The organism is Methanopyrus sp. KOL6, from assembly GCF_002201915.1.
Lineage (GTDB): Archaea > JAADCQ01 > Methanopyri > Methanopyrales > Methanopyraceae > Methanopyrus.
Genome location: NZ_CP019470.1, coordinates 1,383,301 through 1,407,150, shown reverse-complemented (window position 1 = coordinate 1,407,150; position 23,850 = coordinate 1,383,301). Strand labels below are relative to the sequence as shown.

The 23,850-nt window shown below is 58.1% G+C and carries 28 protein-coding genes; 9 read left to right on the top strand and 19 right to left on the bottom strand.

Annotation, left to right across the window (positions count from 1 at the left end; genetic code table 11):
• Positions 1-21 precede the first annotated feature (21 nt).
• Complete coding sequence (locus BW919_RS07620; RefSeq protein ID WP_088336413.1) at positions 22-882, top strand: hypothetical protein; 861 nt, start codon at positions 22-24, stop codon at positions 880-882.
• Here BW919_RS07620 and BW919_RS07615 read toward each other — a convergent pair.
• From BW919_RS07615 to BW919_RS07565, 11 genes are all read right to left on the bottom strand, one after another.
• Positions 879-1,535 (bottom strand): KEOPS complex kinase/ATPase Bud32, encoded by a 657-nt coding sequence (locus BW919_RS07615; RefSeq protein WP_088336412.1) that lies wholly within the window; start codon positions 1,533-1,535, stop codon positions 879-881. The genes BW919_RS07620 and BW919_RS07615 overlap by 4 nt on opposite strands.
• A gap of 36 nt (positions 1,536-1,571) precedes the next feature.
• Positions 1,572-1,754 (bottom strand): 30S ribosomal protein S27ae, encoded by a 183-nt coding sequence (locus BW919_RS07610; protein WP_011019823.1) that lies wholly within the window; start codon positions 1,752-1,754, stop codon positions 1,572-1,574.
• Between the two features lie 14 nt (positions 1,755-1,768).
• Positions 1,769-2,119 (bottom strand): 30S ribosomal protein S24e, encoded by a 351-nt coding sequence (locus BW919_RS07605; protein ID WP_088336411.1) that lies wholly within the window; start codon positions 2,117-2,119, stop codon positions 1,769-1,771.
• A complete protein-coding gene (locus tag BW919_RS07600) occupies positions 2,062-2,637 on the bottom strand; it encodes a GTP-dependent dephospho-CoA kinase family protein (RefSeq protein ID WP_088336410.1) in 576 nt (191 codons plus the stop codon). The genes BW919_RS07605 and BW919_RS07600 overlap by 58 nt, the downstream gene beginning before the upstream one ends.
• Positions 2,634-2,828, bottom strand: coding sequence for a transcription elongation factor subunit Spt4 (gene spt4 / locus BW919_RS07595; RefSeq protein ID WP_088336409.1), 195 nt, complete (start codon positions 2,826-2,828; stop codon positions 2,634-2,636). The genes BW919_RS07600 and spt4 overlap by 4 nt, the downstream gene beginning before the upstream one ends.
• Positions 2,829-3,070: 242 nt before the next feature.
• Positions 3,071-3,622, bottom strand: a complete 552-nt coding sequence (locus tag BW919_RS07590; RefSeq protein WP_157666179.1) for a DNA-directed RNA polymerase — start codon at positions 3,620-3,622, stop codon at positions 3,071-3,073.
• A 6-nt stretch (positions 3,623-3,628) separates the two neighbouring features.
• The gene (locus BW919_RS07585) at positions 3,629-4,156 is read right to left on the bottom strand and encodes an inorganic diphosphatase (RefSeq protein ID WP_088336536.1); all 528 of its coding nucleotides are present in this window, start codon (positions 4,154-4,156) and stop codon (positions 3,629-3,631) included.
• Positions 4,157-4,165: 9 nt separating this feature from the next.
• Entirely contained in the window at positions 4,166-4,756 is a 591-nt protein-coding gene (locus BW919_RS07580) for an RraA family protein (protein ID WP_088336407.1), read from the bottom strand.
• A 4-nt stretch (positions 4,757-4,760) separates the two neighbouring features.
• Complete coding sequence (locus BW919_RS07575) at positions 4,761-5,156, bottom strand: nucleotide-binding protein (protein WP_088336406.1); 396 nt, start codon at positions 5,154-5,156, stop codon at positions 4,761-4,763.
• Positions 5,157-5,162: 6 nt separating this feature from the next.
• On the bottom strand, positions 5,163-6,401 hold the full coding sequence (gene eif2g, locus BW919_RS07570; protein ID WP_088336535.1) for a translation initiation factor IF-2 subunit gamma: 1,239 nt from the start codon (positions 6,399-6,401) through the stop codon (positions 5,163-5,165).
• A gap of 36 nt (positions 6,402-6,437) precedes the next feature.
• Positions 6,438-6,833, bottom strand: coding sequence for a 30S ribosomal protein S6e (locus BW919_RS07565; protein WP_088336405.1), 396 nt, complete (start codon positions 6,831-6,833; stop codon positions 6,438-6,440).
• Between the two features lie 115 nt (positions 6,834-6,948).
• On the opposite strand from BW919_RS07565, the gene BW919_RS07560 reads away from it, so the two are divergent.
• Positions 6,949-7,173 (top strand): 30S ribosomal protein S28e, encoded by a 225-nt coding sequence (locus BW919_RS07560; protein WP_011019813.1) that lies wholly within the window; start codon positions 6,949-6,951, stop codon positions 7,171-7,173.
• Positions 7,174-7,186: 13 nt separating this feature from the next.
• Positions 7,187-7,393, top strand: coding sequence for a 50S ribosomal protein L24e (locus BW919_RS07555; RefSeq protein WP_088336404.1), 207 nt, complete (start codon positions 7,187-7,189; stop codon positions 7,391-7,393).
• On the opposite strand, the gene BW919_RS07550 is transcribed toward BW919_RS07555, so the two are convergent.
• The 3 genes from BW919_RS07550 to BW919_RS07540 form a co-directional block, all read right to left on the bottom strand.
• Entirely contained in the window at positions 7,390-8,517 is a 1,128-nt protein-coding gene (locus BW919_RS07550) for an NAD(P)/FAD-dependent oxidoreductase (protein WP_088336403.1), read from the bottom strand. The genes BW919_RS07555 and BW919_RS07550 overlap by 4 nt on opposite strands.
• A gap of 69 nt (positions 8,518-8,586) precedes the next feature.
• Positions 8,587-9,540, bottom strand: a complete 954-nt coding sequence (radA, locus tag BW919_RS07545; RefSeq protein ID WP_088336402.1) for a DNA repair and recombination protein RadA — start codon at positions 9,538-9,540, stop codon at positions 8,587-8,589.
• Positions 9,518-10,816 (bottom strand): OB-fold nucleic acid binding domain-containing protein, encoded by a 1,299-nt coding sequence (locus BW919_RS07540; RefSeq protein WP_157666178.1) that lies wholly within the window; start codon positions 10,814-10,816, stop codon positions 9,518-9,520. Before BW919_RS07540 ends, radA begins: the two co-directional genes overlap by 23 nt.
• Before the next feature lie 76 nt (positions 10,817-10,892).
• Here BW919_RS07540 and hacA point away from each other — a divergent pair, with 76 nt between their 5' ends.
• The 3 genes from hacA to BW919_RS07525 all read left to right on the top strand — a co-directional run bounded on the left by hacA (position 10,893) and on the right by BW919_RS07525 (position 14,694).
• A complete protein-coding gene (gene hacA, locus BW919_RS07535) occupies positions 10,893-12,149 on the top strand; it encodes a homoaconitase large subunit (protein ID WP_088336400.1) in 1,257 nt (418 codons plus the stop codon).
• A gap of 471 nt (positions 12,150-12,620) precedes the next feature.
• On the top strand, positions 12,621-13,409 hold the full coding sequence (locus BW919_RS07530; protein WP_088336399.1) for a hypothetical protein: 789 nt from the start codon (positions 12,621-12,623) through the stop codon (positions 13,407-13,409).
• A 100-nt stretch (positions 13,410-13,509) separates the two neighbouring features.
• A complete protein-coding gene (locus tag BW919_RS07525) occupies positions 13,510-14,694 on the top strand; it encodes an aminotransferase class V-fold PLP-dependent enzyme (RefSeq protein WP_088336398.1) in 1,185 nt (394 codons plus the stop codon).
• A 7-nt stretch (positions 14,695-14,701) separates the two neighbouring features.
• On the opposite strand, the gene BW919_RS07520 is transcribed toward BW919_RS07525, so the two are convergent.
• The 3 genes from BW919_RS07520 to BW919_RS07510 are packed head-to-tail and all read right to left on the bottom strand — an operon-like array spanning position 14,702 to position 19,019.
• On the bottom strand, positions 14,702-17,656 hold the full coding sequence (locus tag BW919_RS07520) for a helix-hairpin-helix domain-containing protein (RefSeq protein ID WP_088336397.1): 2,955 nt from the start codon (positions 17,654-17,656) through the stop codon (positions 14,702-14,704).
• Positions 17,657-17,685: 29 nt separating this feature from the next.
• Positions 17,686-18,327, bottom strand: a complete 642-nt coding sequence (locus BW919_RS07515; protein WP_088336396.1) for an endonuclease V — start codon at positions 18,325-18,327, stop codon at positions 17,686-17,688.
• On the bottom strand, positions 18,324-19,019 hold the full coding sequence (locus BW919_RS07510) for an RNA 2'-phosphotransferase (protein ID WP_088336395.1): 696 nt from the start codon (positions 19,017-19,019) through the stop codon (positions 18,324-18,326). The genes BW919_RS07515 and BW919_RS07510 overlap by 4 nt, the downstream gene beginning before the upstream one ends.
• 67 nt (positions 19,020-19,086) lie before the next feature.
• On the opposite strand from BW919_RS07510, the gene atwA reads away from it, so the two are divergent.
• Genes atwA through BW919_RS07495 form a run of 3 tightly spaced genes read left to right on the top strand, consistent with a single transcriptional unit; the run spans position 19,087 to position 22,039 of the window.
• Positions 19,087-20,700: a methyl coenzyme M reductase system, component A2 gene (gene atwA / locus BW919_RS07505; protein WP_394334951.1), complete on the top strand. Its 1,614-nt coding sequence runs from the start codon at positions 19,087-19,089 to the stop codon at positions 20,698-20,700.
• A 5-nt stretch (positions 20,701-20,705) separates the two neighbouring features.
• Positions 20,706-21,230 carry a methanogenesis marker 9 domain-containing protein gene (locus BW919_RS07500; RefSeq protein ID WP_088336534.1) on the top strand — a complete coding sequence of 175 codons (525 nt, stop codon included), beginning with the start codon at positions 20,706-20,708 and terminating at the stop codon, positions 21,228-21,230.
• Positions 21,227-22,039, top strand: coding sequence for a metallophosphoesterase (locus tag BW919_RS07495; protein WP_088336393.1), 813 nt, complete (start codon positions 21,227-21,229; stop codon positions 22,037-22,039). Before BW919_RS07500 ends, BW919_RS07495 begins: the two co-directional genes overlap by 4 nt.
• Here the strand turns inward: BW919_RS07495 and BW919_RS07490 are convergent.
• Both BW919_RS07490 and BW919_RS07485 read right to left on the bottom strand, forming a co-directional pair.
• Positions 22,023-22,340, bottom strand: a complete 318-nt coding sequence (locus BW919_RS07490; protein ID WP_088336392.1) for a winged helix-turn-helix domain-containing protein — start codon at positions 22,338-22,340, stop codon at positions 22,023-22,025. The genes BW919_RS07495 and BW919_RS07490 overlap by 17 nt on opposite strands.
• Positions 22,341-23,849, bottom strand: a complete 1,509-nt coding sequence (locus BW919_RS07485; protein ID WP_088336391.1) for a radical SAM protein — start codon at positions 23,847-23,849, stop codon at positions 22,341-22,343.
• Position 23,850: the final 1 nt, after the last annotated feature.

Here is a 23,850-nt window from a genome sequence, read left to right as displayed (position 1 = left end):
CCGCCTGCGGGGAAAGGTGCGATGACGGATCTTAACTTGTCCCTGTTCCGTCGGGACTGTAGGTTCGTACTGGAGGAGCTGGGCTGCATCGTGGAGGATGTAGACAGCGACTACCGGCTGGACTTCGTGGTCCGTTCGGACGATTTCTGCTTCGCGCTGGTATGCGTCGGAGGTCTCAGTGATCTAGCTTCGATGTCGGCCTTAGGGGAGTGGGAAGAGGGACTGGCCGAGATCGCACGTGACGCGGAGGCACTGGGTTTGGGAGCTTTGGTAGTCTTTCCCCGTGAGCCGAGGGAGGAAGTGATGTCCGTATCGGCATTCTGTGAGCACTACAGTCTCGGGTTAGCAGTGACCGAGTGGGAGACGCTACCCCTAGAAGTTATTGAGGACCCGCTTAAACTGGACTACGGTTCGGCGACTGAAGTGTTTCTCGAGGCGAAGCTCGGAATGATCCCGGAGTGGCCGGACACCGAACCACTGGAGGACCTTCTGGTGGGAGACCGCCCGGTGACTCCGAATGATGTGGTACAGATAGTCAAGCGTGAGGTGAGCCTAGACTGGAGGGACCTCGTGATGAGACTCCGATGGTCAGGGTACTCCGGTGAGAGACTTTCCGAAGCCCTGTATTCGGCGCTGATGAGCGATGAGGTAGAAATGACAGAGGATGGTGAACTAATGCACGTGCCGGAGCGCCTGTCTGAGGTACTCGGTGCTTTGCTGGTGTGGTTGCAGAATCGGGGCAGGGTACCCGAAGACGAGGTCTACGAGTTCTTGTTCGCACAGTTCGGCGTCCCGTACGACGTCACGTACATCGCCCTCAAAAAGCTCGAAGAACGTGGGGAGATCGAGGTTAAAAGTGGCCTCGTGGTGGCGAGGGTTTAAATGTACCGGACCCTGGACTTGAGGCCCTTCAGGGCCCGGAGCACAGTGTCGGTGGCTTCTTCCCTCTCTTCCCTGTAGCCTCGCAGGAAAGCCTTCCACGCCTTCTCCTTAGCTTCGGGGTGGGAGCTCTCGAGACACCGTTCGAACACGCGCAGGTCTACGGCATGGTCTTCTGGATCGTCGGAGTCCTCGCTCAGTCCCAAGTCGATGATGTAGAGGTTGTCACCGGACACGAGGACGTTCGATGTGGTCAGGTCGTAGTGGACGAATCCGTGCTCGTGCATCCGCCCGACGAGTTTGCCCAACTCCCGATAACGGTCCGAATCGAAGGAACTTTCGGTTGCCTGCTTGAGAGTTTTCCCGGGAACGTACTCGATGATCAGCAGGTTGAGGTCTAAGTCGACCTCATATAGGGTAGGAGTAGGCACACCTATCTCGGGTAATCTGATCAACGCTCGGGCTTCTCGTCGGGTCCTGAGGCGACGGAGGCGCTCGTCCAAGGACGGGTGGCGGTAGGGTTTGGGGAGACGGATCTTGTAGACGGCGGGGAGCCCGAGCCAGTCGTGCCGAACCAGGAGCGACTCAGCGCCGAGGGCTATGACGTCACCGGCCTCCACTACGTCGCGCAGTCGGTCGGGAACTCTCAGGTTCAAGACGCCTCACTTCGCTCGCGAATATTACTTCGTTTATTACTTCTTTTTCTTGGGCTCCGGCTGGTCCTTGAACTCGGTGTATCCGCATCTACCACACGCGTACCGGTTCCCGTGGTCCGCCATGAACACGCCGGGTCCACATCTCGGACAGAACGGGTTCTTGCGCTCCACCTTACCATCCTTAACCTCGTACAGCTTAGCCCTTCTAGGCACTCCCATCCTTTACCCCCCGGTTACTCGCCTTCTTCAGACTCCTCCGACTCAGACTCTTCGGACTCCTCGGATTCGGACTCTAGCTCTTCAAGCACCTTCTTGTGTCGCTCGACCATGTACTCGGGCTCGATGTCCTCCAGGTGCTCCACGCTCTTGTAGATCTTCGCGTACCCTTTGGTTTTACGACTCCCGAACTCCGATTCCATGCGGTCGATCAAGACTACCTCCCTGTCGACATCGAGAATTGCCGCGAGCTTCCGAAGGACCTCTGACTTTCGGGGCGTACCCCCGTCTTCGTGACGTACGACGAACTTCACCTCTTTGCGGTACAGTAGTGGGTTATCCCGCTGATCCAAGATCTCGACTTCCATTCGTCGTACCCCCGAAACCTCGTCAGCAGTCGGAGGACAGAATCCTTGAGGTGTCGGGTTATCCGCGCCGCCACCATTCCCTCGCCCGGCAACCCGTAGCAGACTATCGAGTTTTCGGGAGCGACCAGGATAGCAGGGATGGCTAGTAGATCTTCCTCTCCGGTTACGTCGATGAGGGTCGCGTCGCCATCGAGTGCGTATTCGATACCCTGCCGTACGGTCTCCCAAGCTTCCTTGGTGATAGTTCCGGGCGGGTTGTTCACGTTGAGAGTAATCGGGAACTTATTCCCCGGATCCACTGGGACCGTCCTGAGCATCTTCCGGTCTACGACGGCGACGTCCGGCCGGATACCACATCGGAGGAAGCTTCGAGTAGTCATGTCGCCGACTGTAATCAGCGCTTCTGAGTCCTCATGGAGACGTCGGTAGGTCTTGACGGACGGTCGTGGGTATAGTGTGCCCCAGGGTCGACGTAGCTCGGGGCGTAGCTCCCTAGGTAGCCTCAGCACGACCGTCACTCCTCAACCCTCAGGGCGTATTTGCCTGGGATCTTCGCGTTCAACCTATCCGCAGTCTGGGACTCAGTATCGAGGATCACTGCGATACCGCACCAGTTCTCCGTGAACTCGTCCCCGTGACAGGCGGGACAGATCTCGGTATCTTCTTCCACCAGATACCCGCACTTGACGCACGCTTTTAGCTTGGACAACGGCTTTCACGACCCCCTTGGAAAGTCCCGCCCTTCAGGTGATGGGAAGCGTGTAGTGTGTATACGAGTTCTTTTTTGGTACTGATACTGATGACGTGACGTGTTGGGAGGTGATGAAGCGTGAACCCGCAGGATTTGCCCTGGTCCTTGACGCCCGATACTTTCGGATGTTGTGGATCTTTTGCTGAGATGAAAGATGTCCTGAATAGAGTCGGAATGGATCATCCTGCTCGCTCAGGGGGTCATTCCCACCACTCCGGCTTTCCTAGACCAGGTCTCTTCACTGTCAATGCGATTTTCGAGTCTCTGGGCCGTTCCTCGTTGAGGCTTACGCCGATAATCATCACTTTAACTATGTCACCCCGTTTGAGCTCTCGGCCTGTCTCCTCACCGACTAGCGCCTCTCGGGCTCCGTCGTAGTACATATACTCGTCGAGGATCTGGGAAACATGCAGAAGACCGTCTAGCGGTCCCAGACGCACGAAGGCTCCGTACTCCTTTACCTTAGTTACTTCGCCCATTACCACTTCGCGCTCCACCGGGCGGAATACTAGAGCCCTAAACCTTACGCGGTGGTAGGAAGAACCATCGCCGGGGAAAATGCCCTCGTTCTCCACATCAAGAATTTCGTCCACGAAGACCACGAATCCGATGGGCTCACCGGTGTCGTCTTCCCGGAAGAGCTTCCCCTCGACGTCGTTCTCTAAGGCCTTGAGCACGGCATCCTCGACGTCGGAGGTGAATTGAGTGGGAGGAATTCTAACCGTGGTCTCAAGTTCCACGAGCTCGTACAACGGAATTCACCCGTGCTCCTCCTCGTACAACTCCATCGCGTGAACTATGGCTTCCTTAGCCGCGTCCGCACCTTCCCAACCGAGTACTTCGGTCTCCTTGCCTTCCAGTCGCTTGTACTCGGAAAACATGTGGGCGATTTCGTCGAGCAGGTGCTTTGGAACGTCATCCAGGTCCTTAACGTCCTTGAACCTGGGGTCCTCAGTGGGCACCGCCAGAACCTTGTCGTCCTGATCGCTGTCGTCCAACATCTTCATCAGACCGATCGGTCGTGCCTCTATGACGCATCCGGGGAACGTGGGATCTTGCATGATCACTAAGATGTCGAGTGGGTCACCGTCGTCGTACAGCGTTCTGGGGATGAACCCGTAGTCCAGCGGATAATGGAACGGTGAGTATAGTACCCGATCCAGCTTGAAGTACCCACGCTCTTCGTCGTACTCGTACTTGTTCCTCGAGCCACGTGGGATTTCTATCACCGCGTACACTACGTCGGGTGGATTCGGGCCCGGTTCCAGGTCTTTCCATAAGTTCATTACCATTCCTCACCATCCCCCTAACTTATCCAGCACTATCTCCCACCATGCACGGTTAGCCGCGATGTCGGCCCTAATGTCATCCTCCAATTCGAGTGTCTCACGGGCCCGCTTGAGCGCATCTTCCCACTCCTCATCGGGAACGACCACGACGCCGCTCTCGTCCCCCACTATAACATCACCGGGACGCACGAGCACACCCGAGACGTACAGGTCGACGTTAATCTTTCCGGATCGACGGTGGGTTCCCGCTCTAGGGGTAACGCCGCGGGCGAAAACGGTGTAGCCTATCTCGCGTACATCGTCTACGTCCCTCACCAACCCGTCCACGACTGTCCCGGCCAATCCTTTCCGCTTGGCTGATAGGGAGGAGAGACCTCCCCAATACGCCCTCGCCCTGTCTCTGGCTTGGATTACAAGTACGTCACCTTCCTCGGCCTCGTCGATAGCTTCCACCACGGTCCCCCAGTCCGTTCCTTCCACAAGCACAGTCACCGCTCGTCCGCAGATCGGTACCGGGCCTACGATGTGATTGATTCCCCGGAGTACGTAGCGCTTCCCTAGGGCATCGCTCAAGACAGGAGAAGGCGGTACTTCCAAGGTGTCAACCCCGCTCGATCACCAAGTGTGTGCGCTGACGCAACGTTATCACCGGAATACCGAGTTTCCACAAGCGCTTTTTGAGCTCCTTATCTCGGGTGGCCACGTACACTCGATCCCACCGTCGGACGAGGTTCAAGATGGCCTCGTCTCCGTCCTTCCCTTCAACGTCGTCTACTACTTCGATTCCTTTAGCGTCTACGAGGGAGATGGCTACCCTCGCTGCGATCTTGTCCCGACCGGTAGCCGCACGTTTCACGTGTTCCAGTTCCTCGAGGACCTGACGTGGAACGATGGGTCGGTAGGAGCCTAAGAGGCGGTCGAGTTCGGAGAACACGTCCACCCTTTCCTGGTGCGGTATCATTAGGAAGTTGGCGTCCAACACGACTCTGATGGTCACGCCCCTTCACCCTTTGATGACGCCATGACCTATCAGACGCCACCGCTGGATCCTACGGCTTATCGCGATCATGTTGCCCTCTTCGGCGCACACCGGTTGCTTCAGCTTAATCTCGATCTCGTCGTCCCGTGCACTGGTCACCACGCCCACTGTGGTTGCCGTACCCACGGTGAGCATCAGTACCTCGTTCGTCCGGATAGGTTCCACCTTACGCTCCTCTTCTGTCCCTACCACTCGCTCGAGCAGCTCCACCTCCAGCAGCAACTCGTGGCGGACGGGTGGCAGCGTGTCGGGTTCTCCGGCAACTTGGCCCGACAACCGGTCCGCTTTGGTCATGGTAGGGTCTAGCTTCGTGCCTATACCGACCAGACCGCCAGGTCTCGCACGCTCCACCGGCGTCACGTTCGCGTGGAGACTCACCACCTCTGTGTATACTGGCTCCCACTCGGTGCGACCGTATCGCTCCACTCGGATTCCCGGTCGTATCTCGATTTCGTCACCGATCTCGACTTCTCCCTGGACAATAGCCCCTCCTATCACGCCACCCTTGAGTTCGCTCGGTCTAGTGCCGGGCTTGTTGACGTCGAACGATCGGGCTATGTGCATACGAAATGGTGCGTTCGGGTCGTATTCGGGGGGCTCGAAGTGCTCGTACATGGCTTCGACTAAAACGTCTAAGTTCGCCTTATGCTGGGCGGATACTGGTATGATGGGGGTTTTATTTGGATCGAGGTGCGTCTCCTCCTCTAGGAATTGCACGATCTGCTCGTAATGCTCTCTAGCTTCCTCCGGAGTGACTAAGTCTATCTTGTTCTGAACGACGATCACGTCTTCGGTTCCGATTATTTCCAGTGCCATCAGGTGTTCTCGGGTCTGAGGCTGCGGGCAGGGCTCGTTCGCGGCGATTACCAGGATGGCAGCGTCCATGATCGCGGCACCGGAGAGCATCGTCGCCATTAACGTCTCGTGGCCCGGGGAGTCGACGAAGGAGACCCGCCGGAGCCACTCGGTTTCGGCTCCACATTTTGGACACTTCTCTTCCACCGAGTACGTGTCGCATTCGGGACACCGAGTGAGAACGGTGTCCGCGTAACCTAGTCTGATGGAGATGCCGCGCCTAGTCTCCTCGCTGTGCGTGTCCGTCCACACACCGGAAAGGGCTTTCGTCAGCGTGGTTTTACCGTGATCTACGTGCCCCACCATTCCGATGTTCATCTCGGCCTGTTGGAACCGTTCGTCGTCCACTCGTCGTAAGTCGACGGGCACGGTACCCACCCGCAGTTACTCCTCCTCGCCGCCCTCGCCGAGTAACTCCTCTACGGGCTTGTCTCCGTACTTGACGATGACGGTGTTCACTTGAACGATATCCTCGCTGATCGTGTTTCCTCGAACGGTTTTACGCCTACGCTCACCCTTACGCTCAGGGCGGAAACCCGGCGGACCACTGAGGAGTGGGCGAACGCGTACCGGTCCATGGATGTCGGGTCGCATCGGGAACCCATCCTTGTCCGTTCCGCCAGTGATCTTGAGCTTGTACCCAGGTAGACCGACGATTTCGCCGTCGATCACATCGCCGATCCTCTTCCCGATCAGCTTCTCAGCGTCCTCACCTTTCACGTCCACCTGGTAGGAGCGGGCCTTTTCCGGATCCGCCACTACCACCTTGAACTCGGGCAAGTGGCCACCCCCAGCGCGCCGAACCCACCCTTCACTTTAAGTCTTGTACCGCGTCCGAACCCCGACGAAACTTCATAACCGGGATCAGGGAAAGTCTCGTTTAGGGGTGAGTAGGATGGTAGAGTGCGATTACGACCCGACGGAGGATGCGACACCAGCGGAAGTCGTGGAGATCTTAGGGCGCACCGGAATGGCCGGCGAAGTGACACAGGTGAAGGTCAGGATCTTGGAAGGACCGGATAAGGGTAGGATAATCACTAGAAACGTCAAAGGACCCGTTCGAGAGGGAGATATCCTACTGCTGAGGGAGACTGAAAGGGAGGCGCGACCGATCGAGTAAGGGGGAACTTAAAATGCCCGATGTTCGGCGCTGTGACTTCTGCGGTCGGATCATCGAACCAGGGACAGGAAAGATGTTCGTTGGGAACGATGGTACTATCCTATGGTTTTGCTCCAGCAAGTGTGAGCGTAACATGCTGAAGCTCGGAAGGGATCCGAAGAAGGTTCGATGGACGGAGAAGCACCGGGAGTTCATGGCTGGACAGCGCGGAGAACTCTAACCCCACCATATGTCCTCCAAGATGCCCGAAGTCCTAAGCAGTTCTTCCAAGTTTTCCACCGACGACAAGAACTCGACGACCTCTTCCAGGTTAAGTTCTGGGAGTATCTCCGCCACCTCACGCGCACATTCGAACGTGTCACCGAATTCTTCTTTCCATTGGTCTTGGTATTGTTTTAGGAAGGTGGCGGACGTGTCGTCTTCTTCGATCGCTTCGGCCGCGACCTCGCCCGCGATCCGACCACAAACCAGGGAAGTGTGAAGACCACCACCGGTCACCGGGTTAACCTGACGAGCCGCATCACCCACCACGAGAATACCATCACCATACGTCCGCCCAACAGGCCCACACACCGGCACACCACCCACATTCACCTCCACTGGGGTCCCCGCTACGAGCTCGGATAATGAGCCCTTAACGAGCTCGTCGAGCGTTCTTAAGGCTAGACCGGGGTGGGACTCTGATCCCCGGATTCCCACCCCTACGTTCGCCCTGTTTTCACCCTTCGGGAACACCCACGCGTACCCACCTGGTATCCTCTCAGGGTCGAAGTGGATCACGAACGCCTTTGGATCGTGCCGATCACCGACGATCTCGTACTGTGCGCATGTGCACATCTCTGTGGGTTTGAGTGGTGGGACTAGTCCTGCGGTTCTTCCTATGCGAGACTCGATCCCGTCCGCGGCGATGGTGACGCGTGCTCGAACCTCATGCACACCATCCACTCCCTCGTACTCGACCCCAACCACCCGACCATCATCAACCAACGCCCGACGAGCACGCGCCAACAACTCAACCTCCGCACCAGCCTCAACAGCCCGAACAACCAACCACTTATCAAACACACGACGCTCCAACATACACCCCTCGACCTCAACCTCGAACTTGAAGCCACCCGGCAGCGAGAGGATGCCACGCTCTATCTCCGCAGATACCCATTCGTCCTGTGGCTCGATTCCGACCTCTTCGAGAGCCCGTGCGCTGATACCCTCGGCACACTGTTTTGGGACACCGACCTCGGCCTTACGCTCGAGTACCAAGACATCACAACCTGCCTCCGCCGCAGCCCACGCCGCGACCGAACCCGCCGGACCAGCACCAACCACAACCACATCGAACTCCACGAGTTTCACCCGCTGGGCTCGGATAGGACCGGGAGCTCGTCATCGGGTTTTCGGCTATTGGGCCTGTCTTCATCGCTCGGGTAGTTCCACGTCCCGAATGCCTTCTTCCGTGATCCTGAACGGCGCCTCACGCTGTGGGAGGTACGGTGAGTCGATGATCCGTGCGATTCGGACCTCACCTTTAGCCCTCCTTAGCATGATCCTATGCGTTGCTTGGTGGGCTACGATCGTTCCTCCGACGGGTTCGTAACGCCTGCCCTTACCCTTCGTGGCTGCTTCAATGTCGACATGCACTTGGTTAGTGAAGATTACGGCCACGTCGTGATCCATGGCCAGGTTCCTGAGCTGATCCACGTGCTTCATCAGTCTGGCCTGACGCTCGCTGACATCCCCCAGCTTCGAGTATTCCGCGCGGAAGTGTGCCGTGAGGGAATCTATAACGACGAGTCCGACATCCTCACGCTCGCACAGCTTGTGCGCCTCCTCCGCGGCTCGCATTTGCTCTTCCACGGATCTCACCTGCGTCACGAAGACGTTGCGTAGAGCTTCCCCGGGATCGAGTCCTAAGGCCTCCGCCATTCCCTTGATACGACCGGGTGACACAGTACCCTCTGTGTCGATGAAGATAGCCTTGGACTCCAATCCGCCTTCCTCCTCAGGCAGTTGTACGTTCACACATAGTTGGAACGCGATCTGGGATTTACCCGAGCCGAAGGGACCCGCGAACTCCGTCAACTCTCCGCACGGGACGCCCCCTCCCAAGATCTCGTCTAGCGCGCTGGAGCTCGTGGTTATGCGTCTGCGTTCCCGTTCCAGCTTCTCTAGCGTTTCGAACTCCACTTCGATATTCCTCAATTCCTCTTGTATGTCCTCCATATCCCGCTCGGACATCCCCGTCACCTCCGATAGGTACTTCGGGTCGGCGTAAATGAAGTCCTCGACAGTTACGATCCCCCTCTCTTCCAGCTTTTTGACGGTTTCATCTGGTAGTAAGTCCAGATCACTCAGCTTCCTCTCTTTCACCCTCCTCCCCCTTTAGCTCCCGAGCCAAGATCTGGATCTCACGTTTGAAGTCCTCCTCGGTGAGTATCCTAGCCCGCAGTGCGACGGCATCGTAGTCCTCTACAACCCCTTCTCCCCGAACCCTGAGCACCACGGAAACGCTTTCACCTAAAAGTCTCTCTTCGATGTCGGATTCGTCGGCTTCCAGGTATTCCTTCGTGGTCTCGTATCCCACGAACTCGACCGCGTGTTCTCCGAAGAACACCGTCCTTACAGTCCCGGAGCCGTCGTCTACTACCACGTTCAGTACGGGTCTCCGTTCGGGTTCCACGGCCCCGTGCTCGGGGCACTCCCCCTCTTTCATGGCCCGACCGCAGGTGGGGCACGCCTCGTAGTACCGACGGCGTGCGTACACGGTGACGATGACGCCTGATACCTCTGCTATATCCCCCTTATCGAGCTCCTCGACACGCTTCCGGATAGCGGGCTTGATGGAAACCTCGGTGGGCTCCACACGACCTTGGGTCCTGAGTACGTTGATCACCGGGTAATCACTGCGGGTAGAAACCCACCCTTCCACGATCACACCGTCGCCGTAGTCGAGGTCCATCGCACGATCGGCTTCCTCACCCCACAGGTTGACACGCGTCGAACCTGTCTCGTCGGAGAGCCAAAAGTACACGCGTTCTCCCGTGTCGGCGGGCTCGCTCGCCACGACACCTCGCACGCGTACGTACTCTCCGTGTTTCACTTCGGAGATGTTTCGCTCGATGATCCGATCCGGATTCTCCTCGTGGCCTACTACTTCAAGCTCGGTTTCTCGGGTGACCACCAGCTGCGGGCTGTTGCGGAACGAACCCACCGTCAGGTTCCTAGCCAGTACCAAGTCGCCTTCATCAAGTTCCTCGAGTTTCTCGACGACCTCGTCGAACGCTACCAACGCGGCGGATCGCGTCTCGTCTCCTACCACTAAAGTCACCATTCTACCGCCCGACCTGGTCTCCGTGGGGTCCGATACGCGTACGACGATGAATTCCGTGTCGAAAGACTGCAGTTCTTGAGAAATTGCTTCATCCAGAGTCACCTTCCCCGGTTTTTCCTCTCCCGTTCGCATCAGCTTCACACCCATTCGGTCGGCGAAGGCGAGAAGCGCTCCAAGCTCCGACACTCCCCACTGTTTCCGGATTCTGTCGATCTCCCGGCGCACCTCCTCCTTGCGCTTTCCGACCTTCTCAGCCAGCTTTTCTACCAGCCGGTCAATGTCTGAGGTCAGGATCGCCCCTCTAAACTTTGGCACTTCCACCTGTTATACGGAGCTCGGGTCCCCGATCCTTTTTCAACTGCCGCCCGGGGGCGGCCGGGGGTCGAGTACCGTGGGGAAGACGATGGCCGAGAAGATACTGTCCCGAGCGTCCGGGGAGGACGCCGAAGCGGGGGATATCGTCGTCGCCAACATCGATGTTGCGATGGTCCATGATATCACGGGTCCGATCACAGTTCAGCGGTTCAAGGAGATGGGAGTCGAGCGCGTGTGGAATCCGTCCAAGATCGTCGTGTTGTTCGACCATCAGGTGCCAGCGGACTCCGTGGAAGCCGCGGAGAACCACAGGATGATGCGGGAGTTCGTCGAAGAACAGGGTATCGAGCACTTTTACGACGTTCGGGAAGGTGTCTGTCACCAGGTTCTCCCCGAGAAGGGTCACGTGCGTCCTGGGGACGTGATCGTAGGGGCCGACTCCCACACCTGCACCCACGGGGCTCTCGGAGCCTTCGCTACCGGGATCGGTTCCACCGACATGGCGGCGGTCTTCGCGACCGGTAAGTTGTGGTTCCGTGTCCCGGAAACGTACCGCGTAGAAATTACGGGAGAACTTCAGGAGGGTGTGTACGCTAAGGACGTCGTGCTCAAGGTGACGGGAGAAATCGGTGCCGACGGCGCGACGTACATGGCGATCGAGTACCACGGCGAGGTCGTCCGAGAAATGTCCGTATCGGACCGTATGTGTCTGTGTAACATGGCGATCGAAATGGGGGCGAAGACGGGGATGATCCCGCCCGACGAGAAGACGTTCGAGTACGTCAAGAAGCGTGCGGGTACGGAAGGGCGCCCGGTTGAGCCAGACCCAGACGCCCGGTACGAGGCCGAGTTGACCTTGGACGTGAGTGACCTCGAGCCGCAGGTCGCGAAGCCGTTCTCTCCGGACAACGTGGTGCCCGTGGGGGAAGTCGAAGGTATCGCGATCGACCAAGTCTTCATCGGTTCCTGCACCAACGGTCGGTACGAGGACCTGAGGGTCGCGGCGGAGGTACTTGAAGGCGAGGAAGTCCACGACGACGTCCGGCTGATCGTCATCCCGGCGTCGAGGGAAGTCTACGACCGGGCGCTCAAGGATGGCATACTCGAAGTACTCCACGAGTCGGGAGCACTGATCTGCCCGCCGAACTGCGGTCCGTGTCTGGGTGGTCATATGGGGGTTCTCGCGGAAGGCGAGCGGTGCGTGGCGACGTCCAACAGGAATTTCCCTGGCAGGATGGGACACCGTGAGTCGGAAGTGTACCTGGCCAGCCCGGCGACGGCCGCCGCTAGCGCTATCGAGGGTGAGATCACTGACCCTCGTTCCTACCTTTAGGGTCCTTTAAGGTACATCCGTGAAGATCCTATCGAGCCGACCGCGGGCGCTCCCCAACAACATCCTCTTCCACCGTATGAACCCTGAGCCGCGTAACCCTGTCTATCGAACTATGATCCCTACTTCGGAGGTAGTAGGTACCCCCGGTAGTACAGCGTTCGTGTGACGCGCTCGATCGACGAACCTTCATACACCCGAACTCTTACCTTCTCTCCAGTTTGAGCAGGAGACCAGACCCCATCTCCCTGGATGGATTCAGGTTACCGTGATCCCGACGAGCGCGTCGATCACAGCCGAATACCGAACCTGAGTACTACACTGCCAATGACTCCGCTCTGAAAGATCCCGTTCGCCCGGGTCGTCGGATCTTTCAACGCTTCTTGAGGCATTAATTCGTATGACCGCTACTCCGTGGCTGCCAGGTACCTTAAATTCCGTCCGTTTTAATCTCTCGGCGCCGGGTGACCGCAAATGGGAAGGTCAGAGCGCTCGATACCGGTGCTCCTACCCTTCCTCGAAGATCCTCTCACCATGTCCCCTTCGCGTGTAATAATTCCCAGCACCAGGTACATCATGGAAGTAGTTCGCGACCTTCGTGCTCCGTGGAGAGGAGAGATCCTCGATGCCGGAGCGGGTTGCGGATCTTTCGCCCTGACGGTGGCCGCCCTCGGTCCTTACACCGTGTACGCCGTGGAACCGGATCAGGAGCACTCCGCAGCTTTGTCGGCCAACATCTCCGCGAATCGGGACGTCCTTCTGGGTGACGTCCTCCAGCTGGAATGCGGCATCGAAGATTTTAGACGTCCCGTCGACGAGGTGCTGACGGATCCTCCGTGGGGACCCCGTAGCGGCATCTCCCGAACACCCGATCTCGAGTTCGTGCTGTCGTTCCTGGACACCTGTGTGGACGTCTTGCGTCCGAAGACGGGTCGTCTTGTGACGAGGTGTCCGCCAGAGTTCATCGACGATATCGTGAACCACATGTCGGAGCGAGGATATCTCTTGGACAGGGTAAAACGACGTCATAAGGCGGCGGTGCTCGTACTCCGGTCGGAGGACCATCGGGACTACTATGACGATCGTGAGAGCGCCGTCGCAGCGGCCGGTGGCCAGGTGTTAGTCACCTGGGAAGGCGGGGAACTCGACCCGGAAGCCGACCGGTACTCCCTCGTCACCCCTTACGAAAGTGGTTGGCACGTCTGGGAGGTCCCTAACACGAACAGGGTACGTGAATTCTTGAGGGGCTTCCTCAAAGGATAGTGAGTGCTCGACTCGGGTGTCAAAGACGTCTGATAGCGATGTGTTTTCGGTGGAGCAACGACTTTGAACCAAGGTTAAAGGTCGGCCGAGGGGGAAAGCGTTGGGTCTGGATGAAATCGTGAACGGGTTTCCACTCAAGGAGGAATGGGTGTACCTCGACAACGCCTCCACGTCGTTGAAGCATGAACGCGTTATAAGAGCCATGGAAAGAGCCTTACGGGAGTTCGGCGTGAACGTGGGTCGCGGGGCGCATCCCCCGGGCGAGCGTGCCACCGAGGAGTTCGAGCGTGCTAGGTATATTGTCGCCTCGTTCCTTGGAGTTGAGCCGGAGTGTCTCGCCTTCACGCTGAATACTACACACTCGATCCATTACGTGCTAGCTTCGATCCGCTGGGAGAAAGGCGATGTCGTCGTTACCACGGCCCTCGAGCACCACTCGAACCTGGTGCCGTGGCTGAAGTTCTCCGAGACGTTTGGGTTCGAAGTCGAGGTGGTAGGGTTCAACCGGGAAAACGGTGAAATTGACATGACCGAGCTGGAGACAGTGGTCGACGACGACACACGTCTGATCGCCATAACTCACGAGAGCAACGCTCTGGGTTCGTTGCAGCCCGTGGACGAGATATTAGAACTCGCCGAAGAGTTCGGCGCGTACGTGCTGCTCGACGCGGCCCAGTCGTTAGGCCACATGGATCACGATTGGTCGAAGTATCACTTCATAGCGGCACCCGGCCACAAGGGCCTCCTGGGACCTCATGGTACTGGAATCCTTTACATTCGAGAGGACGTGATGGAAGAGCTGGAGCTGCGGCTCCTAGGTGGAGGGTCGACGGACTACGTGACCAGAGATCTCGAGGTCGTCACCAGAGAACCTCCACTCTCCTTCGAGTCCGGAACGCCGAACCTCCCGGGTGTGATAGGACTGGCGGAAGGCGTCAAGATCCTGGAGGAGGTCGGGTTGGACCGCGTAGAGCGGAGTATCCGCAAGGTTACCGATCGGATCCTCAATGGACTAGAAGAGATTGAAGGAGTCGAGATTCTAGCACCCGAGGCGGAGAGGAAGACCATCGTCCCGTTCCTCATCGACGGCGTGGATCACGCAGAGGTAGGTAAAAAGCTCGGTGAGCGGAAAATCTGTGTGCGAACGGGAAGGCACTGTGCGAGCTTGGTGTTCGAGAAGCTCGGGCTCGACGGTTGTGTTCGGGCTTCGGTGGCGTTCTACAACGACATCGAGGAAGCGGAGATATTCCTGTCGGCTATGGAGGATATAACACGCGGGTCGTGAGATCATCCTATCCTCGGAGCTTCCTTCTGATCCTCTCCCTCCTCGACCTACGCTCCTCCACGTATCGTCTGCCCGCGGTCCGGATTCGCTTGGCGAGCTTCGGCCCGACTCCGTCGACTTTCATCAGGTCGGATTTTTTCGCCGTCAGCACCCGGTAGGGGCTGCCGAATTCCTCGACGAGTCGGTCGGCCAGCTCCGGACTGACCCCTTTGACATCTAGGAGTGCCTTCCAGGCCGGGTCCGCTTGAGCCTTGATCTCTTTGACCAAACTCAATCCGACGCCCGGAACTTTCACCAACTCCGATACGGGTGCTTCCTTCACCTTAGTCCAGGTATCGAAACGCTCCAGTAGCCGCTCCGCTTTCTCTACACTCATCCCTCGTACCTGGAGCATAGTTTCCGGGATACTCTTGATACGCGCGATCTTCCGATCGGAGAGGCCGAGCTCGCGCAGTGCTTTCACCGGTGCCTTCCGTACGGCGGAGACGGAACCGTATCTACGCTTGAGCTCGTACGCGGTGTCCACGTCCAGGCCCTTATTCACCAGGCTGCGCAGGCCCAGGATCCTCGCGATCTTGGCGTCGCTGAGGCCGAGTTCGCGTAACTCGTCCGGAGTGGCTTCTTCTTGGACTTTGGAGACCGACCCGTACCGTTTCAGCACGCGCTCCGCTTCAACCGGTGTGAGACCGGCGTCTCGTAGGGTCTTATAACCCGGTACGAGCCTGGCGACGGCTTCGTCGCCTATACCAGGGACCTCCAGCAGCTTCGATACTTCGGCGTTCTCGGCCAGTTTTCCTACCTCACCCGCGGATCCGAAATACTCGATCAGCCGGCGAGATCTCCCCTCACCGACCTTACGCTCGAGCCACTCCTTCCATTCTTCCTCCGATCGCTCCTGGCGGACGGACTTTTTGCGACTTTCTACGCGCTCCCTAGCGGCGTACACGACGCGTTCCGCGAGTTCTTCACCCAGTCCTTTCACTTTCTCCTCGAGTTCCTCTGGATTCATGGAAGCCAATCGCTCGAGGTCGTAATCCACGGCCTCGAGTATCCGCTCGGCGAGTTTCGGTCCGACCCCTTCGATGTTCAAGAGGAACTTGAACTCCGGTCCCTTGATCTCAGCTGCGGCCTTCGGAGTCGCACCGAGCTCGAGTAGATCGTCGTAAGATAATCGACGACCAATCTCCTTCAGCGAACCGTACTGATCGTAGAGTTCCGCAGCGGTCTCGAGGTCGAAGGCCTCCCGGAGCTTCTTAGGTACTCCTTTAATCTCGGCGATTTCGTCGTCGGAGAACCCGAGTTCGCGCAGCTCCTCTACGGGTAGACTTCGAACTGCGGACGCGGATCCGTACTTCCGCTTTAGTTCGTCGGCCTTTTCTAGATCCCCTACTATGCTCTCGAGTGTCTTTAGACCCTTGAGCTCCCGGATTTGGGCGTCGGTGAGGCCGTCCTCGCGCAACTCTTCGACGCCAGCCTCACGGACCTTGGAGTAGCCGCCGTACTTCTTGAGCAGACGCTCCGCCCGCTCCCGGTCGATGCCACGGATTGAGATCAGCGAAGCGTACCCCGGGACGAGACTGCGTAGGACGCGCTCGCCGACCCCTTCCACCGAGGCTAGCTTCTCGATCTCGAACTCGCGGGCCAGCTGCTTGACGCGTTCGGGGTTTCCGAAGGCGCGTAAGAGACGCTCCGCAGTCTTTCTACCCACACCTCCCTTCTTCGTGAGCTCCGCCAGCTGTATCTCGACGGCGGCCCGGTAAGCCTCCTCGGATAGCCTTCCTTCCTCGTGCATTTGATCTATCTCCTTCAAGTCGGTAGCCAAAATACCGGCGATCGATTCGAAGTGCTCGATGAGTTCGTCCGCGGCGTCAGGGCTGAGACCGTACTCGTCGATCAGTGTCGTCAGGGTGCGGTTGATGGACTTGGCCTCCTCGAGTGTCAGGTCGGGACACACGTCCTTAAGCGTCCGGTACGGAGTGGTAGAGATCATTGAGATGGACCCGTCGAAAGCCCTTGCGAGACACAGTGCCGCATCCTCACGGATCCCGTAACGGTCCTGGAGCTTGAGCGCACACTCGACGATCCGCTGCTCGAGGTACCTTCTCATGATGTCGCGCTTATGTTCGACGATCCACCGTCTAGTCAACGGATGACGTAAGTACCTCTCCGAGAGCTCCTCCAAGCGCTCGTACAGTTCTTCGAGAATTCGATCCCGGCGCTTGACGTGTCGCTCGGCCGCACGCTCGTCGTACCCGATGTTCACGACGACTCGAGACCACAGGCTGTAGATACCGCTGCTCTCCGGGTCCTTCTCACCCTCGACTTCCGAAACCGAAAGCCCGAGCCGTCTCGCGATTTCGTCGTGTGGGGTCCATGGGTTCTCCCTGAGGATCTCGAGTATGCGCTCCTCCTTCTCGTTGATCGGGACGTCGTACCGTTCGATCAGTCGCTCGAACTCGCCGGCCATCTCAGGTGGCACCTCGTCCACGGTTATGGGCATTAGGTCGACTCGCCCGTATCGTACCAGGATCCGGTACAATGCCGGCTGGAGTGGGTTGCGTTTCACAGCACGCACCTCTATGGCAGGAACGTCTTCCTCGTCGATATTCAAGGCCTTGGCGATCGCCTTCCAGCCACGCCTGTACACGATCGCGTAGCGAGCCGGCGAACCGCCCGTGGACAGGCGTTGAACTCGTTCATCGAAGTTAACACCACGAACTATGACGTTTTGATACCTATCTTCTGTCGGATCTATCGAGCAGGCGTACGATCCCGTGAGAAGGATGAAATTCTGGTGAAGCTCTAACAGCTCCTCGTCGTCCTTTGCGCTGGGAGACCTCTCTATCAAGTAACGGGTGGCCAGAACGCCGTCGTAAGCCTTGACACCTTTGAGGAACGTCTCGCGTTCTTCCTCGAACTCTCGCTCCGAGCCCACGAACTCAGCGTCGTACACCAGAGCCACGACCTTCACCCTCTACCCGTAATGCTCCTCTACGCACGTGAGAGCAGATCAGCCAGACGCAGCGGCTCTGGCCACTTACCTACTCGGGTGAGGCGTAACGTCCATCTCACGGCGTCCTCGAGGTTACACCGATGACCAGGGCTCACTACTACGGGTCGGGCTTCGGCGTCGGTTCGTACGAGGTAGCCGACTACCTCCCTTCTATGTACGAGAGGTGTGGTGTCTCCCACCCTTCTCGGTTCCTCCTTCGACCTACCCACGAGCGGACGTCGCGCTACCCCTATCGTCGGGACGTTTAGGGCTACCCCGAGGTGGGAAGCGAGACCGGCACGCCTGGGATGGGCTATGCCGTGACCGTGGACGAACAACAGATCGAACTCCAGGCCTTCGAGGGCCTTCAGGGCGGGCGGACCCTCGCGGAACGCGAGGAACCCGGGCTCGTATGGGACGCTCGTAGTCCCTTGGACCACCCGACGGTCAACCACTTCGTAGGTTTCGGGGTCCAAAACCACCGCGGCGGCCTTGTACTCTTCACCACGGTAAGAGACGTCCACCCCGGCGACGGTGTCCACGTCGTCGAGCGGTTCCAGTCGGACTTCACGGGCTACTTTCCGCTGAATTTCTACGCGCTCCTTCTCGGTGTCGGCCTCGAACCATTCAGTGCTTTTCACTCTCGGCGGACCTCCTTGGGGTTCCGGATCACGCGAGTGATGCAGTCCGGAGGTATCGTGCCTTCCACCACGTAGACGCTCTTACCAGCTTTCCTGGGAACCAACCCATGCCGTCTTAGTCGCTCCGTGTCAATGACGAGTATCACCGGGTTTCGGGTGTGACGGAGCGCCGTGATCAGGGCCTCACGCTCGTCGTCCGTCAAGTGCACCGCACGTCTACCCATCGGCTTGATCCCGTGCTGAAGTATGGACTCTAGGTTCTCACGCGCCGTGCCGTGGTACAGTCCCTTAACGTTCTCGGCTTCGGGGAGTGTCGGCCTGACGTTGAGACGCTTCGAGTGACCGTACCTAGCTCGAATACGGCCATGTTCGTCGATCTCGAACCGGCCCTTGGGGCAGGTCTCCACGACCGCGATGATGTGCTCTCCAGTGAGCCAGCGATAGTACTCGCGGTTCTTCCAGTACTTCTTGATCCGCTCCGCCAGCTCGTGTACGTCGCAGTCCGTGAAACCCTCCTCGTCGAGTTTCACCTTCACCTCCTCAGGAAAGTGCCGGAGGATACCCGATAGGAGTTTGCTGAGCGCGAGCCTTCGCCGTCCGTCCAAAAACTCCTCGGTGCGCCGACCACACCGCTCGCATGTGTATCTTTCCGTGTACTTGCCACACTCCGGGCACACCCGGACGGGTTTCAAGGACTTCACCCCGTTCGGACAACCTAATAAGATGTTGAAGTGTCTCTTCCGGCGACCCGGCGATGGGATGGGGGAACCAACGGTGTCGTGGGTAATCCACGTGGAGGACTTAGTCAAGGAGCTCGAGGATTTCCGATTAGAGATCCCGGAGCTCGAGATCGAGGAAGGCGAAGTCCTCGGAGTCCTCGGAGAAAGCGGCGCAGGTAAGTCCGTCTTCATCCACGCGCTAAAGGGATTGGACGACTACGAGCCCGACGAAGGAAGCATTCTCTACAGGGTGGGAATGTGCCCAGAATGCGGCTGGGTAGAGCGTCCGGAGTTCATCGGTGAACCATGTCCTAAGTGTGAGAAGGGAGAACTGGAGGAGGAAGTTGTCGACCTGTGGGGACTCTCGGACACAGAGCGCCGTAGATTCCGTAAAAGAATCGCCATCATGTTCCAGCGAACCTTCGCCCTGTACGAGGAGCAAACTGTCCTCGAGAACGTCATGGAGGCGCTCGAAGAGTCGGGCTACTCTGGAGAGGAAGCCGTACAGCGTGCGGTGGATCTCATCGAGATGGTACAACTCGAGCACCGCATCACACACCTAGCGCGAGATTTGAGCGGTGGCGAGAAGCAGCGTGTGGTGTTGATTCGGCAGTTGGCAAAGAAGCCGATCGTGTTCCTGGCCGATGAACCTACCGGTACCTTAGACCCGGAAACCGCGGACATCGTGCACAAGGCTCTCCGTGAAGGTGTGAAGGAAGAGGGCATCACTATGGTGATCACGTCCCACTGGCCCGAGGTTATCGAAGACATTTCCGATAAGGTCGTGTGGCTTGAGGACGGGTGTGTGAAAGAGGTGGGTAGACCCTCCGAGGTCGTCAGCAAATACTTGGAGCTTGTGGAAGAGGTTGAGCGGGAAGAGGTGGAGGTCGGAGAGGACATCATCCGGGTTAGGGACGCCAAGAAGTACTATTACTCGATCGAGCGTGGCGTCGTGAAGGCCGTGGACGGAGTCTCACTGGACGTGAAGGAGGCCGAGATCTACGGGATCGTCGGAAGGAGCGGAGCAGGCAAGACCACGCTGGCGAAGATCCTCGCGGGTGTGCTGGAGCCGACCGACGGCGAGGTGTACGTTCGGGTGGGTGACGACTGGGTTGACATGACCGACCGTCGTGAACGGGGTCGAGCGAAACGGTACATCGGGATGCTGCACCAGCAGTATACGCTCTATCCACACCGCACCGTGCTGGAGAACCTTACTAAGGCCATCGGTATCGAGCTGCCGGACGAGCTCGCCAGGATGAAGGCCGTTCACGTCCTGAAGGCGGTCGGGTTCGACGAGAAGAAGGCTGGTAACATCTTGGACAAGTACCCGGATCAGCTCTCAGAAGGCGAGAGGCACCGAGTGGCACTAGCTCAGGTACTCATCAGGGAACCACGTATACTGATCCTCGACGAGCCGACGGGTACCATGGACCCGATCACTATGCGCAAGGTCGCGAAATCGATTTTGAATGCCAGGAAGGAGATGGACCAGACGTTCGTGATAGTCTCGCACGATATGGACTTCGTTCTCATGGTTTGCGACCGTGCTTCACTGATGCGGGATGGAAAATTCGTTAAAACCGGAGATCCAGAGGAGATCATCCGCGAACTGACACCCGAAGAGCGAGAGGAAATGATTCGACAGGAGTGATAGGTATGAGCGCTGTTAAGGAAGGTTGGCCAGACGCCCCGTCGCACGTGTGTCGTGGAGGACCCCCGGAAGCGCTCGCCTTCTGCTGCCCACCCGTAAAACCTTGTCCGATCTTTCACGCGTTGGACGAGGCGGACCTAGATCCAGAGGAATACGTACGGAGGAAAAAGGAATTCGCGAAGAAGACCCCGCTGGGTTCTGGGAAGAACACGTGCTTCGGTAGTTTAGTATGGTGTTGTAAGATTACCAAGCCGTGTCCGTTGCGGGACTCGACGCTGCAGCGCATCGGAATGAGTCCTGAGGAGTACATGTGGTGGAAGAAGAAGCTGTCGGAGTACCTCCTCGGAAAGAAGGATCTGGAGGAAATCCTACGGGAGACCAAGGAATCCGAGCCGGATGACAAGACCGTCGAGGCTGTGGCAGAGGCTGCCGGAGTATCGGAAGAAGAGGCGAGACGTGCGTTGGAGGAGGCGGACGGAGACCCGGTGAGGGCCGTGAAGCTGTTGAAGTCATGGGGCAAGGGTGATTGAACGCCAAGATCGTTCACATTTCCGACCTCCACATTTCACCGTACCGAAAGAGCTGGAACCCCGAGGTTTTCTATCATGGTATCGATCAAGTTAACGAGATCGGACCTGATGTGGTTATTGTCACCGGCGATCTCACCGACAACGGGGTAGTCCGCGAGTACGAGGAGGCATCCTCGCTGCTTGAAAAGATAGAAGCACCAGTGGTCCCCGTCCCTGGCAACCACGACGCGAGAAACCTCGGATGGATGATCTTCGAAGACGTGTTCGGAGACCGATACAGGGTCGAGCGTATCTCGGCAGATCTTTACGTGGTAGGGTTAGACTCGTCGGAGCCGGACGTCGATTACGGCCAGCTCGGAAGAGAACGACAGGAATGGTTGGAAAAGATCCTTGGACGCATTCCGAACAGCGCTTGCAAGTGCGTCGCGATGCACCATCACTTGCTCCCTGTACCGGGTGCGGGTAGGGAGAGGAACGTGCTCGTGGATGCCGGCGAGATAATCAACCTCTGTATCAAGTACGGTGTTGACCTAGTCCTGTGTGGTCACCGACACGTGCCGTTCGCGGCGAAGGTGGAGGATACCGTGGTGGTGAACGCAGGCACGTTCTCGGCTACCAAACTCCGTGGGTACAGCAGGAACTCTTTCAACGTGATCGAGTTCTCGGAGGACGCCGTCAGCGTCAACCTGTACGAAATAACGACGGAGCGCAAACTGGAGCTAGCCCGATACAAACCGGTGGTCGAGGGAGGAGAGTACCGCCTAATGCGCGTTAAGGGAATATCGGACATCCTCAGAGAATCGGCTTGAGGTCCTTCTCACGGACCTCCTTTACGGCCCGCTCGTACTCCTCGACCAACTTACGGCCGAAGTCCGTGAGTGAAGCCCGACCGCCCTCGGGTCCTCCCCTCTCAGTTCTGACGATTTTGCGACCGAACGCTCTCTCGAGGGCCTCGATGCTCCTCCTGGCGTACCCGTACGACCAGCCCAGCCGCTCCGCCGCTTTTTTGACAGTTCCCTCCTCGGAAATTGCCTTCAGCAGTGCGTACCGGCCTGGACCCATCACGGGTCGTCCGTCCGCGCAGATGAACACTTTCACACGACACTCCATCTACCCTAACACCGCCTCCACGATTTCTCTCGAGCACCACTTGAGGGCAGATTTGAAGATCTTCCGACGTCCGTACCACGTCAGCGCTCGGATCGCCAACTTCACTAGTGGCCCGTGTCCGTTGGCTCTAGCGTATTCCTCGTATAGCTCCGGCAACCACTTCAGATCGTGGTCGACGCACTTCAAGATGATCTCCCAGTGCGCCTCGGTGAGTTTTTTCGGGGTGAAGAAATCGTGATCGCTCAGTCTGGATTCGCCGATCGGCACGAAAAACAGCGGCACGATGAAGCTCTTGTAATCCCGCAATTGGTCCAAGAGTTCGACTGTCATCATTACATCGTCCTCAGTCTCACCCGGTAGTCCCAAGATGAGGGTTCCGCAAGGCACCCAACCATGATCGTTCATGATCCCGAACGCTTGCTCGACGATGTCTGGCCACTCCTCCACCTTGTACGGGGACACCTTCCCAGGCATGTGCTCAGCCATCAACCTCGGACTGCCTGTTTCCACACCTACTTGTGCTCCCATCCAGGGTATGAGTTCACCCACACCCGCCACCTCCGAGATTTCCCCTAGCCTCTCGTCGAACTGACAGACAGTCGAAAGTGCTACGTGACTAACGCTGACGCGCTTAACTCCCGGTTGATCCATTACGGCCGAAAACAGCTCCAGCACCGCTTCGACGTTCGGCCGCCACCCGTCCGCCTTGTATCGCAATACGTCCTCCGCGTGGAGTAATATCTCCTCATGGCCTCTGCGTACATTAACGTCGACGTCTTCCAGAATCTTACTCAGCGGGAAACTCCTGAGCTCGCGCATGTCCGGACTGCAGAACTTGCATCCACGACCGCAGCCACGGGCCACCTCGACGATTCCGTTGGTAGTAGGGTTGACAATGGTTGGTATATCCTCCGCCGCTACCGGCTCGCCGCGGACGATCTCGGGACCGCGGTCCCCCTCCTCAATCCTGCGTACAACCTCTCCGACCACGTACTCCCCTTCACCCATTATCAGGAAGTCGATTCCGAAGCGTGGGAACGTCTCGGCCACCTGCCAAGCGCCCGGTCCTCCCATGAACACTCCGAACTCGTAGCGATTCTTTAGTTCGCGGATTCTATCCATGAGGTCCTCGAAGCACACCTTCATGTACGCCGGCTTACCGGAGAAGGACGTGAAAGTCGTCGTAGCCGGACCCATCCCCTGGGGATCTATCTCGGAAATTCCGACCGCGATGGTGTCCTCGTCGATGGCTTTGTGAACGGCATCCGGGTGGACCACGGTCACGTCGTAACCTTCCCGACGCAGCTGCGCCTCGATACGCCGTATACCCAAGGGGGCTTCCTTAACTTCCCCAGTTTCCCCGTCGTACTCGACGCTTGGGCAGAACACCGAGAAGTATAGCCAGTCGGGTATGATACCCTTCGGTACGCAGGCACTGAACCCCATGAACATGCCGCCGCGGTAATTGCTGGCCAACGTACGATCCATTGTCAACACGACTTCCGCCAAG

Bases quoted from the DNA above. Each gene is read 5' to 3' on its own strand.
- BW919_RS07620 (WP_088336413.1), top strand. From the start codon at position 22: ATGACGGATCTTAACTTGTCCCTGTTCCGTCGGGACTGTAGGTTCGTA.
- BW919_RS07610 (WP_011019823.1), bottom strand. From the start codon at position 1,754: ATGGGAGTGCCTAGAAGGGCTAAGCTGTACGAGGTTAAGGATGGTAAG.
- BW919_RS07605 (WP_088336411.1), bottom strand. From the start codon at position 2,119: ATGGAAGTCGAGATCTTGGATCAGCGGGATAACCCACTACTGTACCGC.
- BW919_RS07585 (WP_088336536.1), bottom strand. From the start codon at position 4,156: ATGAACTTATGGAAAGACCTGGAACCGGGCCCGAATCCACCCGACGTA.
- BW919_RS07560 (WP_011019813.1), top strand. From the start codon at position 6,949: ATGGTAGAGTGCGATTACGACCCGACGGAGGATGCGACACCAGCGGAA.
- BW919_RS07555 (WP_088336404.1), top strand. From the start codon at position 7,187: ATGCCCGATGTTCGGCGCTGTGACTTCTGCGGTCGGATCATCGAACCA.
- BW919_RS07530 (WP_088336399.1), top strand. From the start codon at position 12,621: ATGGGAAGGTCAGAGCGCTCGATACCGGTGCTCCTACCCTTCCTCGAA.
- atwA (WP_394334951.1), top strand. From the start codon at position 19,087: ATGGGGGAACCAACGGTGTCGTGGGTAATCCACGTGGAGGACTTAGTC.
- BW919_RS07500 (WP_088336534.1), top strand. From the start codon at position 20,706: ATGAGCGCTGTTAAGGAAGGTTGGCCAGACGCCCCGTCGCACGTGTGT.
- BW919_RS07490 (WP_088336392.1), bottom strand. From the start codon at position 22,340: ATGGAGTGTCGTGTGAAAGTGTTCATCTGCGCGGACGGACGACCCGTG.